Below are 14,983 nucleotides of genomic sequence, written 5' to 3'. Positions count from 1 at the left end.
TGGCGGGTTCCTTTTCTTTTGGCGGCCGCGAACGCCCGCGCCGGATCAGTCGCCCAGCGCGCCGGCGACCGTACGTTCGCCGATGGCCAGCCCGACCGTCATGCCCACGCCAGAGTGCATCACCGCCACGGTGGTGGCGGCATCCACCGGCATCACCGAGAACGGCGCCGGGCCATGCGTGCCATAGACGCCCTGCCAGCGCTCCAGCACCCGCAGCCGCGCGCCCAGCGCCTGCGACGCCAGGTCCAGCATGGCGTTGTCGACGGCCTCGTCGTTGAACGGGAAGGCATCCTGGCCGTAGCGGTGCGAATCGCCGATGATCAGCTCGCCATAGGGCGTGGGGCTGATCAGCAGGTGGATGCCGTTTTCCAGCAGCATCGGCGTGCGCGCCTGGATCTGCTCGCGCAGCGCCAGCGCCGACGGCAGGTCCGAGAAGGCGCCGTAGTGCACGCAGGACAGACCGGTCAAGAGCGGGCGGTCCAGCGCCAAGGGGCGCGTCTCGAAGGCCGCGCGCAGCATCTGCAGACGCGTCACTTCCAGGTTCAGCGGTGCGAACTGTTCGGGCAGCAGCGTCAGGTAGTCGTGGCCGGGGCAGACGAAGACGTGCGCACCGGTGAAGTCGCCCGCGGTGGTCGCGACCTGCCCGCGCTCGACGGCGCGCGCCAAGGTGCCGGTGACGAATTCGACGCCTAGCGATTCGGCCAGGTAACGCGTGATGGCCGGCAAGGCCTCGCGCGAATAGATCTGCAGGTCGTCCAGCCCGCGCAGCGCGGCGCAGTGGTGCGCCAGCTGGCCGTCGTACAGTTTGGCCACCTCACGGCCCGACAGCAACTCGGCGCGGTAGCCTTCCTGTAGCAGGCGGGTGCGGGCGAATTCGTCCAGAACGTCGGCCTCGCCGGCGTCGCGCGCCAGCACCAGCGCGCCGTTGGCGCGCACATGGAAGCCAGCCTTGGATGCCAGGTCCAGCCACAGTTCGCGCGCCTGCTGGGCGTGCGACAGCATCATGCCGGGGGCCTGGCCGGTGACGATCACCTGGCCGAAATTGCGGATGGTGGCGCCATGCGCCTGGCGGCTGCGTTCGATCACGGCCACCGACAGGCCGCGCTTGGCGGCGGCCCAGGCGTGGGCGATGCCGAGCATGCCGGCACCGATCACGACGACGTCGAATTTTTTCATTTGGAAAACGAGACAGAAAGGTTGCGCGGGGAGCGCCCGCCCGGACGCTCCCCTGCCGCGGCGGCGTGGCCGCCGCGGTGGCCCGATTACTTCTTCTTGGGCTCGGATTTGCCGTCGTAGCGGCGGGTCCACTCGGCGATGATGCGATCGCGGTTGGTGGCGGCCCAGACGAAGTCGTTCTTGATCATGCGCTTGGTCAGGTCGGCCGGCAGGTTGGGGTTGGACGTGGCGATCGAGGGAATCGCCAGCACCGCGAAATTGGCCTTGTACAGCTCGTTGGCTTCGCGGCTGGCCGAGAAGTCGGCCAGCTTGCGCGCCGCTTCCAGGTTCTTGGTGCCCTTGACGATGGCGGTGGCTTCCACTTCCCAGCCCAGGCCTTCTGACGGGAACACGGCTTCGACCGGCGCGCCGTCGGCCTTGAGCTTGGCGGCGCGGTAGTCGAACGACACGCCGATCGGGAACTCGCCGGCGGCGGCCATGTTGCACGGCTTGGAGCCCGAGTGCGTGTACGAACCGATGTTCTTGTGCAGGGCGTCCATGTAGGCCCAGCCCTTCTCTTCACCGAAGATCTGCAGCCAGGCGCTGACGTCCAGGAAGCCGGTGCCCGACGAGGCCGGGTTCGGCATGACGATCTTGCCGGCATAGACCGGCTTGGTCAGGTCCTGCCAGGATTCGGGCTTGGGCAGCTTCTGCTTTTCGGCCTCGACGGTGTTAAAGCAGATGGCGGCGGCAAAGCCGTCCATGCCGACCCAGGTGGGCTCGGCCTTGGCGTCGCGCATGTTGGCGGCGATCTGGTCCAGGCCCTTGGGGGCGTAGGGCTGCAGCATGCCTTCCTTGTCCATCAGGCCCAGCGAGGTGCCCGCCAGGCCCCAGATCACGTCGGCCTTGGGGTTGCTCTTTTCGGCCAGCAACTTGGCCGTGATGATGCCGGTGGAGTCGCGCACCCACTGGATCTTGATGTCGGGATTGGCCTTCTCGAAGGCGGCCTGGTAGGCCTTGATCTGGTCGGCTTCCAGCGCCGTGTAGACGGTCAGCGTGGTCTCGGCGGAAGCGGCGCCGGTGATGCCGGTGAAGGCGGCGGCCAGGGCAAGCAGCGTGAAGCGTTTCATGGGGAAACTCCGTGGGTGAGCGGAAAAAGGGTGAGTCGGAGCGTCGCGACGGGCGCAAGCCCGCCGCAGTGCGTGGCGAAAAGGGGTGAGTCGGGGTCGGCGGCGGTGGCAGCCTCAGGGTCGCTGGCCCGCCGCCAGGCGGGATTCGATATCGGCGATGACGCCCGGCAGGTCGGCCACGGTGTCGATCAGGTAATGCGGCGCGGCGGTGGACAGCTCGCGGCCGGCGCGCTCGCGCGCCGCCTGCCGGCCGCTGTCGTCCAGGCTCAGGTATTCGTCCAGCGTCAGGCCGGCGGCGTTGCCCGACAGCAGCAGGCCGACGCTCCACATGCCGGCGCGGCGGCCTTCCTCGATGCCGGGGGCGGTGTCGTCGACCTTGATGCAGCCGGCCACGTCGGTCAGGCCCAGCTCCACCACGTTCTTGAGCGCCATGGCCGGCGCCGGACGGGCGCGCGGCACGTCGTCGCTGGCAACGATGCAGTCGGGTTGCAGGCCTTCGCCGGCGGCGCGCTCGACCACGCGGCGCATCACGCTGCCGGGGTAGCCGGAACACGAACCGATCTTCAGGCCGCGCTGGCGCAGCGCGCGCAACAGCTCGGCCGCGCCGGGGATGGCCGCCGAATACTGCGCCACCTTGTCCAACTGCATCGGCAGGAAACGCTCGTAAATGGCGGTGACATCGTCATCGGTCGGCAGGCGGCCGAATTGAGCCTGGTATTGATGGGCGATGAGCGGTTCGTCGCACAGCGCGCGGATGTGGTCCCACTTGCCCACGCCCATGGGGCCGCGGGCCTGCTCCAGGGTGACTGCCATGCCGAACTCGGCGAAGGCGTCGACGAACACCTTGGTCGGCGCGAAGGAACCGAAGTCGACCAGCGTGCCAGCCCAATCGAAGATCACCGCTTCCAGGCGGACGGGCAGAGGCGAAACAGTCATGAGGATCTTCCTTGCAGGATATTCAATCAAAGCGCCGCGGGCCGGCGCCAGGCCTGGCTGCGCGCCACCAGGGCGCGGCTGGCCAGGTGCAGCAACAGGGCCGCCAGCGCCGAACTGGCCATGATCACGGTGCACATGGCGGCGGCCGGGCCGATGAAGCCGGCATCGTCCATGTTCAGCACCGCGACGGCGGCCAGCACCGTGGACGGGCTGTACAGGAACACCACGGCCGACACGGTGGTCATGGCGGAAACGAACAGATAGCGGGCGACGTCAAGCGCGGCCGGCAGGCACATCGGCAGCGTCACGCGCAGGAAAGTGGTCAGGCGCGGCACCTTGAGCGAGGCCGAAGCTGCCTCGAACTCAGGATCGAGCGCGTTCAGCGCGGTGGCGGCGGTCAGGTGCGCGCTGGTGTAGAAGTGCACCACCGTGCACAGCACCAGCAGCGGCATGGTGCCGTACAGCACGTTGAGCGGGTTGGCGGCGCCGTTGAAGAAGAAGATGTAGCCCAGGCCCAGCACCAGGCCGGGAACCGCCATCGGCATCAGCGCCAGCATGCCGAGCACGCCGCGCAAGCCGCGCGCCATGGCGCTGCGGGCCGGTATTTTTTCCATCATCCAGGCGCCCAGGAACACCACCACCGTGCCGATCAGCGCAGTGCAAAAAGCCATTTCGAGGCTGTTGCGCCAGGCCAGCCAGCCGCCGCCGTCCATGTTGTCGAAATCGTACGAACGCAGCGATAGCGACAGGTTGTAGGGCCACATCTTCACGAACGAGGCCCACACCGCCACGCCGATGATCAACAGCAGGAATCCCGCCATGGCGCCCGCCAGCAGCAGCAAGACCGCGTCGCGCCGCCGATTGGCGCCAGCCGCGTAGGGCTGGGCGCGGCCGCTCAACTGGGCGCCCTGGCGGGCCCGCAGGCGCCGGTCCAGCACGAAGGTCAGCAGTGCCGGCAGCAACAGCAGGATGCCGATGGCCGCGCCCTTGGGAAAATTCTGCTGGCCGACCACCGCCTTGTAGGCTTCCATCGCCAGCACGTTGTAATCGCCGCCCACCACCTTGGGCACGCCGAAGTCGGTCACGGTCAGCGTGAACACCACGCAGCAGGCCGAGAACACGGCGTAGCGCGTGCCGGGCAGCGTCACCGTCATGAAGGTGCGCAGCGGACCGGCGCCCATGGCGCGGGCCGCGTCGTAGAGGCGGCCGTCAGCCAGCGCCAGGCCGGTCAGCAGGATCATCAGCGCATGCGGAAAGGTGTAGAACGCCTCGCCCGCCACGATGCCCCAGAAGCCATAGATGGTGGCGCCGCCGAACAGGCCCTTGAGCAGGCCCTGGTTGCCCAGCAGGTAGACCAGCGCGATCCCCGGCAGCAGCGAGGGCGCCAGCAGCGGCAACAGCGCGATGGTGCGCAGCAGGCCCTTGCCGGGAATGCGGCTGCGCGTCAGGGCGTAGGCGAAGGCGTAGGCGCACGGCACCACCAGCATCATCGTGACCATGCCCACGGTCAGGCTGCGCCCCACCATGCCCATGAAACCATCGGCGCCGATGATGCCCAGCACCACCGACAGGCCGGCCCAATCGCCGTTGGCGCCGGTGACCGACTTGGCCAGGATGGCCACCAGCGGCAGGGCCAGGAACAGCGCCAGGCCCAGCGCCAGGGCGCCCTGCCCCAGCGTCAGCCCGAAGGCGCCGACCCAGGCGGGCAGCGGCCGGCGGCCCAGTGACGGAGCGACGGGCACGGCGGACGTGTCGGCGGACGCGGACATGGCGGCGGAAGCGGAGCCCGAAGCCGGCTCAAGCGTAGGCGCGAATCGCATGGCGCGGCAGCTCCACCCAGCAGCGGCTGGCGGCGTGAGGGCCCAAGAGGGCGTCTCCGGTTTCGGGGGATACGATCGAATGCACCGTGGCGCCGGGCACGCCTTCCAGGCGCAGCGCCAGGCGGTAGCCACGGCCCAGGAACACCCCGTCCAGCACGTCGGCGAGCATGCTGTTGGGTTGATCCGGACGCGCCACGCTCACGCGCACCGCCTCCGGTCGCACGAACAGCTTGCCGACGTTGCGCTCCAGCGCCGCATCCACCGCCAGTTCCTGGCGGCCGACGCGGGCGCGGTGCGCGTCGATACGCTCGAACGGCAGCCAGTTGGCCTCGCCGACGAAATCGGCGATGAAGGCCGAGCCCGGTTGCCGATACAGTTCGCGCGGGGTGCCGAATTGCTCGATGACGCCGCCGTTCATGACGGCGATGCGGTCGGCCATGACCATGGCCTCTTCCTGATCATGCGTCACCATCAACGTGGTGATCGACAGGCGCTTTTGCAATGCGCGCAATTCGATGCGCAGGTGCTCGCGCACGCGGGCGTCCAGCGCCGACATCGGCTCGTCCAGCAGCAGCAGGGACGGCGACGGCGCCAGGGCGCGGGCCAGCGCCACGCGCTGCTGCTGGCCGCCCGATATCTGTCCCGGGTATTTATGGGAGGCGCCGGCCAGTCCTACCAGCGTCAGCATTTCCTCGACCCGGTCGGCCACGTGTTTGCGATGGGCGCGCTTGCCGCTCAGGCCGTAGGCCACGTTCTGGGCCACGGTCAGGTTGGGAAACAACGCGTAGGACTGGAACAGGATGCCGTAATCGCGCTCCTGCGGCTCGGCCTGGGAGATGTCGCGGCCCGACAGCAGGATGGTGCCGCTGTCCTGGCGCTCCAGGCCGGCGATGGCGCGCAACAGCGTGGTCTTGCCGCAGCCGGAGGGGCCCAGCAGGCACACCAGTTCGCCAGCGCGGATATCCAGGGACACATCCGACAACGCCGTATGGCTGCCGAAGCGCTTGACGAGATTGCTGACCGACAGAAAGCCCCCGCGCTGCGCTGCGGACGGTGGCGCGGCGCCCGTCGGCACAGTGTTGGTATCGCGTTGGAGCTGTTGGGCCATGGAGCCTCCGGTCTGGGAACGAAGGCAGTATGGAAGGCGCGTATTGAGTGTTTATGACACTTCGCGCAAATGCAGTAATAAAAACATCAAATTATTTTGGTGTACTGGCGGTCTTGCGCAATCCGTCCTTCAATCCGTTCGTCAATCCGTCCGTTTACAGGCTTCATCCACCGTGCTCGTCGCCGAACTCAAATCCTTCTATGCCGTGGCTCGCTGCGGCACCGTCACCAAGGCCGCCGCCCAATTGGGCGTGAGCCAGCCCACGGTGACGGGGCAATTGCGCCAGTTGGAATCGCGCTATGGCGTCGAGCTGTTCCACCGCCAGGGCCGCGGCATGCGGCTGTCGGACGCCGGGCACAGCCTGATGCCGATGGTCGAAAAGCTGGTACAGCAGGAAACCGAGATCGATTTCCGGCTGCGCGACGCCAGCGACCTGCGCGAAGGCAATCTGCGCATCGGCGCCACCGGCCCGTACTACATCATGGACACGGTGCGCCGCTACAACCAGCGCTATCCCGGCATCGACCTGACCGTGGCCATCGGCAACTCGCAAAGCATGCTGCAGGCGCTGCATGACTATCGCATCGAGATTGCCACGTCTTCATTTCTGATGGATGACAAGCATCTGTACCGCCGCATGATCGCCGCCGACCCGATCCGCGTGGTGACGCATCGCGGCCACCCGCTGGCGCGGCGCGGCAAGGTGACGCTGGCGGATCTGGCCGACCACGCCCTGCTGCTGCGTGAACCCGGTTCGATGACGCGCCAGCTGACCGAAGAGGCGTTGCAGGCCGCCGGAGTGAGCGTCAAACGCACCCTGGAAATCGGCAGCCGCGAATCGATCCGCCAGGCGATCCTGTGCGAACTGGGCATCAGCCTGATCCCGTCGCGTGAAATTCCATCCCATCCCGAACTGGCGGCCCTGGACATCGAGGGCGCCGACGTCGTGATGCATGAATACCTGTACTGCCTGCGCGAGCGCCAACCGGTGCAACTCATCGCGCGCTTTCTGGAGATGGCGCCGGCAGCCGGCTGATCCACGGATCACTGCCCGCCTCTTCCCCTTGCGGCCACTCAGGAGACAACCATGGCCTTGACCTTGCAGGATATCGAACAACTTTTCCTGGAACGTGGGCACCGTTCCTATCATGGCGAATCCGTCAGCCACCTCAGGCATGCACTGCAGACGGCCTCGCTGGCCGAGCGCCACGGCGCCAACGCCCACTTGATCACCGCCTGCCTGCTGCACGACCTGGGACACCTGATCGCCGATCATCCGGACACGCCCACATTGCGCGGCATCGACGACAAGCACCAGTATTTCGTGCTGCCGTTCCTGCGCGGGCTGTTCAGCTCGGCGGTGCTCGATCCGATCCGGCTGCACGTGGAGGCCAAGCGCTACCTCTGCTATGTGGAGCCGCAGTATGAAGCGACGCTTTCGGAGGATTCGAAGCGCAGCCTGGCGCTTCAGGGGGGCTGCTTCGATGCGGGCCAGGCGGTGGATTTCGCCAGCATGCCGGGCGCGCCGGATGCGATCCGGCTGAGGCGCTGGGACGACATGGCCAAGGTGCCGGGGCTGGCCACGCCGCCGCTGGATCATTTCCTGGAGATCGCCGAAAGCGTCTCCGGACGCGTGAAGCTGGCGGCGGTCTGGTAAACGCCCCCCCTCGGCGGGAGGCCCGGCGCGGCGTCAGGCCAGGCTGGCGGCCAGGCAGGGGCGAGCGTTCATTCGCCCTTGGCCACCGGCCGGGACGGATCGCTGCACCACTCGCTCCACGAGCCCGGATAGAGGCGCGAGCCGGCCAGGCCGGCGATTTCCATCGACAGCAGGTTGTGGCACGCCGTGATGCCCGAGCCGCACTGGTGCACGATGGCCGCGGGGTCACGGCCATCGAGCAAGGCGGTGAACTCCTCGCGCAATTGCGCCGCGTCCTTGAAGCGGCCATCGGCTTGCAGGTTCTGCCCGTTCGGCCGGTTCAGCGCGCCCGGGATGTGGCCGGCCACCGGATCCATCGGCTCGACCTCGCCCCGATAGCGATTGGCGGCGCGCGCATCGATCACGGTAAAGGCGGGCCGGGCGATATTGTCCAGCACCGCCTGCGCGTCCACGGTGCCGACGCGTGGCGCGGCCGGGGTCACCGGCGCACCGGCTTGCACCGGCGCGGCCGCCTCGGTGGAGGTCGGCAGCCCCGCGGCCTGCCACGCCTGCCAGCCGCCGTCGAGCACGGCGACGCGGTCGTGGCCCAGCCAGCGCAGCATCCACCACAGGTGCGCGGCGTACATGCCGCCGCTGGCATCGTAAGCCACCACCAACGTCTGCGGCGTGACGCCGTGTGCGGCCATCAGCGCGCCGAACTGACCGCGCTCGGGCAGCGGATGGCGGCCGTTCCTGCCGGTGCGGGGGGCGGCCAGCTCGGTTTCGTGGTCGAGGTAGCGGGCGCCGGGGATATGGCCCGCGGCATAGGCTTCACGGCCGGCCGCATGGTTGGTCAGATCATGGCGCACGTCGAACACGCGCACGTCCGCTGCGCCCAGGTGCGTGGCCAGGTCGGCCGCGGAAATCAGGGTCATGGTCATCGGAAAGGCTCCTCGGATTGGGATCGGATTGGCGGGATCAGGCCGGCTTGGGATCGCGCATGGTGCGCCAGACCGACAGCAGGCCCGCCGAAATGATCAGGCCCATGCCGGCCCAGGCCAGGCCGTCCAGGGTGTCGCCCCAGAAGCCCATGCCGAGCAGGGCCGCAAAGATGATGGTGCTGTATTGCAGGGCCGCGGTCAGCAGCGCCGAACCCAGGCCGAAGGCCCGCGTCATGGCCAACTGGCCGAACAGGCCGGTCACGCCCACGCCCAGCAGCGAGCTGTAGCCGGTCCAGTCGGCCTGGCCCCAGCCTTCGAACCCCAGGCCGGCAAAGCTGGAGACGCACACCGCCACCGAGAAGAACAGCACGGTGCGCCATTCAGGCTCGCCGATGCGGCCGAGCTGGCGGATCTGCATCATGGCGATCGCCGACATGGCGCCGGCCCCGAGCCCGAACAAGGCGGCCAGCCACTGGTCTTCATTGATGCTCGGCCGCAACACCGCGATCACGCCCAGGAATCCCAGGGCCACGGCGGCGATCCGCACCGGGTCGCGCTGCGCCCCGCCCCACCCCAGCATCCAGCAGGCGATGAACAGCGGCGCGGTGTAGTTCAGGCTGGTAGCGGTGGCCAGCGGCAGGTGCGCAATGGCGAAGAAACCCAGCCACATCGAGGTGACGCCCGACAGGTTGCGCCACAGGTGCAGCTTCCAACTGGTGGGCACGATCGACTGGCGTCCGGCGCGCGCCCAGATCAGCAGCAGCACCACCGACGGCAGGCCGCGGAACAGCACCACTTGCGGCAGCGTCGCGCCATGCTCGGTGCCCAGCTTCACGAACGACCCCATGATGGCGAACATGGCGGACGCCAGCAACATCCAAAGTGCCTGCATCGGGGCTTTGCGCTCAGGTGAAAAGGAGGGAGAAATAGGGGAAAGCGATACTATACTCTCCGTCACCGGGAGCGGCGCGGCGGTCGGGGAACTGCGGCGCCGCGGCATAGTCCAATCCCGCACAAGTCCCGCTCGCTGAGGAACAAAAAAAGCATGAAACGCATCATCCTTTTCGTCATTACCAACCTGGCCGTCATGCTGGTGCTGTCGGCCACGCTGCGCATCCTGGGCGTAGACCGCTACCTGACCGCCAACGGCCTGAACCTGCAGGCGCTGCTGATCTTCTCGGTCGTGGTCGGCTTCACCGGCGCCATCATCTCGCTGTTGATCAGTAAGCCCATGGCCAAATGGAGCACCGGCGCCCAGGTGCTGGATCCGAACGCGCCGCGCAACCAGCGCGAAGCCTGGCTGCTGGACACCGTCCACCAGCTCGCCGACCGCGCCGGCATCGGCCGCCCGGAAGTCGCCATCTACGACGGCGCGCCCAACGCGTTCGCCACCGGCGCCTTCAAGAACGACTCGCTGGTGGCGGTCTCGACCGGCCTGCTCGAAAGCATGAGCGAAGAGGAAGTGGCCGCGGTGCTGGCCCACGAAGTGGCCCACATCGCCAACGGCGACATGGTCACACTGACCCTGATCCAGGGCGTGGTCAACACCTTCGTGGTGTTCCTGGCGCGCGTGGTGGGCTACTTCATCGACCGCGTGGTGTTCAAGAACGAGCGCGGCCTCGGCCCGGGCTACATGGTCACCGTGATCGTCTGTGAGATCATTTTCGGCATCCTGGCCTCGATCATCGTGGCCTGGTTCTCGCGCCAGCGCGAGTACCGTGCCGACGCCGGCTCGGCCCACCTGATGGGCGCCCGCGAACCCATGATCCGCGCCCTGGCCCGCCTGGGCGGCCTGGAACCGGGCGAGCTGCCCAAGTCGTTCGAAGCCTCCGGCATCACCGGCAAGGGCGGCCTGGCGGCCATGTTCGCCTCGCACCCGCCGATCCCGGCCCGCATCGCCGCGCTGCAAAACGCCCGCGTGATCTGATCCCGGCAAAGGCCCATGAACAAAGCCCCTTGATCGCTCAAGGGGCTTTTTGCTTGGGGCGTGCCGGCGTCAGCACTCGACGATGTTCACCGCCAGGCCGCCACGCGCCGTTTCCTTGTACTTGGTCTTCATGTCGGCGCCGGTCTCGCGCATGGTCTTGATCACCGAATCCAGCGACACATAGTGCTGGCCGTCGCCGCGCAGCGCCATGCGGGCGGCGTTGACGGCCTTGATCGAAGCCATGGCGTTACGCTCGATACAGGGAATCTGCACCAGCCCGCCGACCGGATCGCAGGTCAGGCCCAGGTTGTGCTCCATGCCGATCTCGGCCGCGTTCTCGACCTGCTCGACCGAGCCGCCCAGCGCCGCGGCCAGGCCGCCCGCCGCCATCGAACAGGCCACCCCGACCTCGCCCTGGCAGCCGACTTCGGCGCCGGACAGCGAGGCGTTGTACTTGTACAGCAGGCCCACGGCCGCCGCCGTCAGCAGGAAGTCACGCACGCCCTCGCGGTTGGATCCGGGGACAAAACGGTCGTAATAATGCAGCACGGCCGGAATGATGCCCGCCGCGCCGTTGGTCGGGGCCGTCACCACCCGGCCGCCGGCGGCGTTTTCCTCATTCACCGCCATGGCGTACAGGTTGACCCAGTCCATTACAGACAGCGGATCGGACAGCGTGCGCTCGGCGCGCTGGGTCAGGTTGCGGTACAGCTCGGGGGCGCGGCGGCGCACCCGCAGCGGCCCCGGCAGTTCGCCGTCGGCTTCGGGGTAGTTGATGCCACAGCCACGCGAGACGCAGCCCTGCATCACCTGCCAGATGCGATCCAGCCCGGCCGCGACCTCGCCGGCCTCGCGCCAGGTGAGCTCGTTGCGCATCATCAGTTGCGCCACGCTCAGGCCGCTTTCCCGGCACATGGCGAGCAATTCGCGGCCAGTGCGGAACGGATAAGGCAATTGGTCGTGCGCCGCGATGACCTGGCTGTTGGACGCGCCCGCCGTCACCACGAAGCCGCCGCCCACCGACAGGTAGCGGGCCTCGCGCAGCGACTGGCCCTCGGCGTCGAAGGCGTGGAATTTCATGCCGTTGGGGTGCTCGGCCATGGCTTCGCGGCGGTAGAACATCATGTGTTCCTTTTCCACGAAGGGCACCGGATGGTGGCCCAGCAACGGCAACTGGCGGCTGGCCCGCACCGAGGCGATCATGCCGGCGATGGCGGCCGGGTCGACCGTATCCGGGGCCTCGCCCATCAGGCCCAGCAGCACGCCCTTATCGGTGCCGTGGCCCTTGCCGGTGGCACCCAGCGAGCCATAGAGCTCGGCGCGCACGCTCGCCACCCTGGGCAGCAGGCCATCACGCTCCAGACCCTGGACAAACAGCAACGCGGCCCGCATGGGGCCGACAGTGTGGGAACTCGACGGGCCTATGCCTATTTTGAACAGATCGAAAACGGAAACGGCCACCGCAAATCCCCTGCATCCAAGAATGATCCGGCAATCATACGCGCAAGGTCCGCCGCCGCGCAGCAAAGCCCCGCGGGGCGTATGCTGTATTCCAGGGGCGGGTTTCCCCACCCGCCCCGGCATGCGATCATTACAGAATTATTTCTTGTCATAAAAAGAATGGAACTGCCCCAGGATGTCCGGACTCATCACCCTGCTTGACTTCGCCGGCTACGTCGCCCTGCTGCTGTGGGGCGTCCATATGGTTCAGACAGGCGTGCAGCGCGCCTTCGGCGCCGCCCTCGGTGCCGCTCTCGGCCGCGCCCTGGGCACGCGCCTGCGGGCCTTCGCCGCCGGCCTGGGCATCACCGCCGCGCTGCAAAGCAGCACCGCCACCGGCCTCATGATCACCGGTTTCGCCGCCGGCGGCGTGGTCGGCTTGGTGCCGGCCCTGGCCGCCATGCTGGGCGCCAACGTCGGCACCACGCTGATCGTGCAGTTGCTGTCGTTCGACCTGACCTCGCTGGCGCCCATCCTGATCCTGGCCGGTGTCTGGATGTTCCGCCGCTACCCGCCGGGCCGCACCCGCGACCTGGGCCGGGTCTTCATCGGCCTGGGGCTGCTGCTGCTGTCGCTGCACCAGTTGGTCGAACTGTTCGAACCGTTCCAGACCGCCCCCATGCTGGGCATGATCCTGGACGCCCTGACCACCCAGCCGGTGGCCGCCGTGCTGCTATCGGCCGCCTTCACCTGGGCGGCGCACTCCAGCGTCGCCGTGGTGGTGCTGGTCATGTCGCTGGCCAGCCACCACATGGTGGCGCCGCACGTTGCCTTCGCGCTGGTGCTGGGCGCCAACCTCGGCACCGCCATCAACCCCATGATCGAAGGCGTCACCGGAGACGACCCGGCCGCCCGCCGCCTGCCCCTGGGGAACCTGCTGACGCGCATTCTCGGCGTGTTGGCCGGCCTCGTGCTGCTGCCCTGGCTGCAACCCCTGATGAGCGACATGTCCACCGACCCGGCCCGTGCCGTCGCCAACTTCCACACGCTATTCAATGCCGTCATCGCGCTGGCATTCCTGCCGCTGCTGGCGCCCTATGCGGCCCTGCTGACCCGCTGGCTGCCCAAGCGCACCGATCCCAACGACCCGGCCCGTCCCCAGTACCTGGACGAGTGGGCCCACGACGTGCCCGCCGTCGCCCTGGGCAACGCCGCGCGCGAGGCGCTGCGCATGGCCGACATGCTGCAGACCCTGCTGCTGTACGCCCGCGCCGGCTTCAAGCGCGATAACCGCCACCGCATGGTGCAGGCGCGCCAGCTCGACGCCGCCCTGGACAAACTGGAAAACGCCATCACCACCTACCTGGCCACGCTGGACCAGGAGAACATGACGCGCGAAGATCTCCAACGCATGGACGACATCCTCGCCTTCATCAGCAACATCGGCCACGCCGGCGACATCGCCCACCACGGCCTGCTCAGCCACATCGCCAAACTGCGCAAACAGGGCTGGACCTTCTCCCCCGAACAGCGCGCCAGCCTCGATGGCACCCTGGGCGAACTGATCACCAACCAGCGCCAGGCCGCGGCCCTGTTCGTCAACGACGACCTGCGCCAGGCGCGCGCCCTGGCCGGCGAAAAATCGCGCTTTCGCACCATCGAATCGCAGGCGGCCGACGCCCACCTGCAGAAAATCAAGGCCGGCCAGGTCGACGCCGCCGAAGTCGGCGCCCTCTACCTCGACATCCTGCGCGACATGAAGGGCATCAACTCCCACCTGGTCGGCGCCGCCGCCTACCCGCTCCTGGCCCGCCACGGCGAACTCCTGCCCAGCCGCCTGCGCGAAGCGGGGAACTGAAAGAGCCCCCACGCGGCGCGCGCTTGCGCCCCCCGAGGGGGCTGGCCCGCCTTCGGGCGGCCTAGGAAGCCACAATCGCCGAAAAAAAACCGCCACGCAAAACGCGCAGCGGCTTCATCATGCCCAGGGGGGAAATCCCCCTCAAAGATACCGCTTGAACCACTCGAGCATTCTTCCCCACCCATCCTTGGCGGCCTCGGCCTGATAATTCCCCCGGTAATCCGCCATGAACGCATGATCCGCCTGCGGATACACCACGAACGCCGACCGCCGGGCATGCTCATTGCCCGCCGCCAGCTTCGTCTTCATGATCTCGATATCCGACACCGGAATGCTGGCATCCTTGGCCCCGTACAGCCCCAGCACCGGCGCATGCAACTCGTTGGCCACATCGAACGCATAGCGCTTGATCAGCGGCCCATGCCCCGTGCTCAGCTTGCCGTACCAGGCCACGCCCACCTTGAGGTCCGGATTGTGCGCCGCATACATCCACGTCAGGCGCCCGCCCCAGCAGAACCCCGTCACCGCCACCCGCTTCGGATCGCCGCCATGCTGCGCGGCCCAGGCCACGCAGGCGTCCAGGTCCGCGAACACTTGCTCGTCGGGCACCTTGCTGACGATCTCCGCGATCAGCTTGGGGATGTCGGTATAGCCCGACGCGTCGCCCTGGCGCTCGTACAGATTGGCGGCCACGGCCAGGTAGCCGGCCTTGGCGACCCGGCGGCAGATGTCCTTGATGTGCTCGTGCACCCCGAAGATCTCCTGGATCACCAGCACCACCGGCAGGTCGCGCTGGCCCTCGGGGGCGGCGTAATAGGCACTGATGGATCCGTCGGCCACGGGCAGTTGGAAATCCCCGTGGACCAGTCCCAGGGAATCCGTGTGAATCACAGTGGGGGCGACATTGCCGGCGGCGGCGGAAAAACTCATGGCGAACTCCTATGCAGGGATCAACGCGAGGCCGACGCCCCGCGGTTCGCCATCAGGGCGCCCGCGGCACGACCGGCCGGTTCGAAAACAATGCCGGGTACC

The 14,983-nt window shown here is 67.9% G+C and carries 13 protein-coding genes; 4 read left to right on the top strand and 9 right to left on the bottom strand.

Annotated elements, in window-relative coordinates; translation table 11 throughout:
- Positions 1-45: 45 nt before the first annotated feature.
- The 5 genes from ACN6O8_RS01965 to ACN6O8_RS01945 form a co-directional block, all read right to left on the bottom strand.
- Positions 46-1,176 carry a TIGR03364 family FAD-dependent oxidoreductase gene (locus tag ACN6O8_RS01965; protein ID WP_427989399.1) on the bottom strand — a complete coding sequence of 377 codons (1,131 nt, stop codon included), beginning with the start codon at positions 1,174-1,176 and terminating at the stop codon, positions 46-48.
- An 86-nt stretch (positions 1,177-1,262) separates the two neighbouring features.
- The gene (locus ACN6O8_RS01960; protein ID WP_427989398.1) at positions 1,263-2,285 is read right to left on the bottom strand and encodes a putative 2-aminoethylphosphonate ABC transporter substrate-binding protein; all 1,023 of its coding nucleotides are present in this window, start codon (positions 2,283-2,285) and stop codon (positions 1,263-1,265) included.
- Between the two features lie 114 nt (positions 2,286-2,399).
- Positions 2,400-3,221 carry a phosphonoacetaldehyde hydrolase gene (phnX, locus tag ACN6O8_RS01955; protein WP_427989397.1) on the bottom strand — a complete coding sequence of 274 codons (822 nt, stop codon included), beginning with the start codon at positions 3,219-3,221 and terminating at the stop codon, positions 2,400-2,402.
- 26 nt (positions 3,222-3,247) lie between these two features.
- Entirely contained in the window at positions 3,248-4,990 is a 1,743-nt protein-coding gene (locus tag ACN6O8_RS01950) for a putative 2-aminoethylphosphonate ABC transporter permease subunit (RefSeq protein WP_427989396.1), read from the bottom strand.
- Between the two features lie 28 nt (positions 4,991-5,018).
- On the bottom strand, positions 5,019-6,149 hold the full coding sequence (locus ACN6O8_RS01945; RefSeq protein ID WP_427989395.1) for a putative 2-aminoethylphosphonate ABC transporter ATP-binding protein: 1,131 nt from the start codon (positions 6,147-6,149) through the stop codon (positions 5,019-5,021).
- A 172-nt stretch (positions 6,150-6,321) separates the two neighbouring features.
- Here ACN6O8_RS01945 and ACN6O8_RS01940 point away from each other — a divergent pair, with 172 nt between their 5' ends.
- Positions 6,322-7,185: a LysR family transcriptional regulator gene (locus tag ACN6O8_RS01940; protein WP_427989394.1), complete on the top strand. Its 864-nt coding sequence runs from the start codon at positions 6,322-6,324 to the stop codon at positions 7,183-7,185.
- Between the two features lie 51 nt (positions 7,186-7,236).
- Complete coding sequence (locus ACN6O8_RS01935; RefSeq protein ID WP_427989393.1) at positions 7,237-7,806, top strand: phosphonate degradation HD-domain oxygenase; 570 nt, start codon at positions 7,237-7,239, stop codon at positions 7,804-7,806.
- Positions 7,807-7,874: 68 nt separating this feature from the next.
- Here the strand turns inward: ACN6O8_RS01935 and ACN6O8_RS01930 are convergent, their stop codons facing one another.
- Together ACN6O8_RS01930 and ACN6O8_RS01925 are read right to left on the bottom strand one after the other, a co-directional pair.
- Positions 7,875-8,726, bottom strand: a complete 852-nt coding sequence (locus tag ACN6O8_RS01930; RefSeq protein WP_427989392.1) for a sulfurtransferase — start codon at positions 8,724-8,726, stop codon at positions 7,875-7,877.
- A gap of 37 nt (positions 8,727-8,763) precedes the next feature.
- A complete protein-coding gene (locus ACN6O8_RS01925; RefSeq protein WP_427989391.1) occupies positions 8,764-9,618 on the bottom strand; it encodes a DMT family transporter in 855 nt (284 codons plus the stop codon).
- A 153-nt stretch (positions 9,619-9,771) separates the two neighbouring features.
- Between ACN6O8_RS01925 and htpX the strand changes: the two genes are divergently transcribed.
- Complete coding sequence (gene htpX, locus ACN6O8_RS01920; protein WP_006388347.1) at positions 9,772-10,653, top strand: protease HtpX; 882 nt, start codon at positions 9,772-9,774, stop codon at positions 10,651-10,653.
- Between the two features lie 69 nt (positions 10,654-10,722).
- On the opposite strand, the gene ACN6O8_RS01915 is transcribed toward htpX, so the two are convergent.
- Entirely contained in the window at positions 10,723-12,114 is a 1,392-nt protein-coding gene (locus ACN6O8_RS01915) for an L-serine ammonia-lyase (RefSeq protein ID WP_427989390.1), read from the bottom strand.
- A 175-nt stretch (positions 12,115-12,289) separates the two neighbouring features.
- Here ACN6O8_RS01915 and ACN6O8_RS01910 point away from each other — a divergent pair, with 175 nt between their 5' ends.
- Positions 12,290-13,951, top strand: coding sequence for a Na/Pi cotransporter family protein (locus tag ACN6O8_RS01910; RefSeq protein WP_427989389.1), 1,662 nt, complete (start codon positions 12,290-12,292; stop codon positions 13,949-13,951).
- 141 nt (positions 13,952-14,092) lie between these two features.
- On the opposite strand, the gene ACN6O8_RS01905 is transcribed toward ACN6O8_RS01910, so the two are convergent.
- On the bottom strand, positions 14,093-14,881 hold the full coding sequence (locus ACN6O8_RS01905) for a dienelactone hydrolase family protein (RefSeq protein WP_427989388.1): 789 nt from the start codon (positions 14,879-14,881) through the stop codon (positions 14,093-14,095).
- Positions 14,882-14,983: the final 102 nt, after the last annotated feature.

The organism is Achromobacter sp. (assembly GCF_050285565.1).
In the GTDB taxonomy this organism is placed as follows: Bacteria; Pseudomonadota; Gammaproteobacteria; order Burkholderiales; family Burkholderiaceae_B; genus Achromobacter.
The sequence above is the reverse complement of the archived record's forward strand: the minus strand, read 5'-3'. Positions and strand labels throughout refer to the sequence as shown.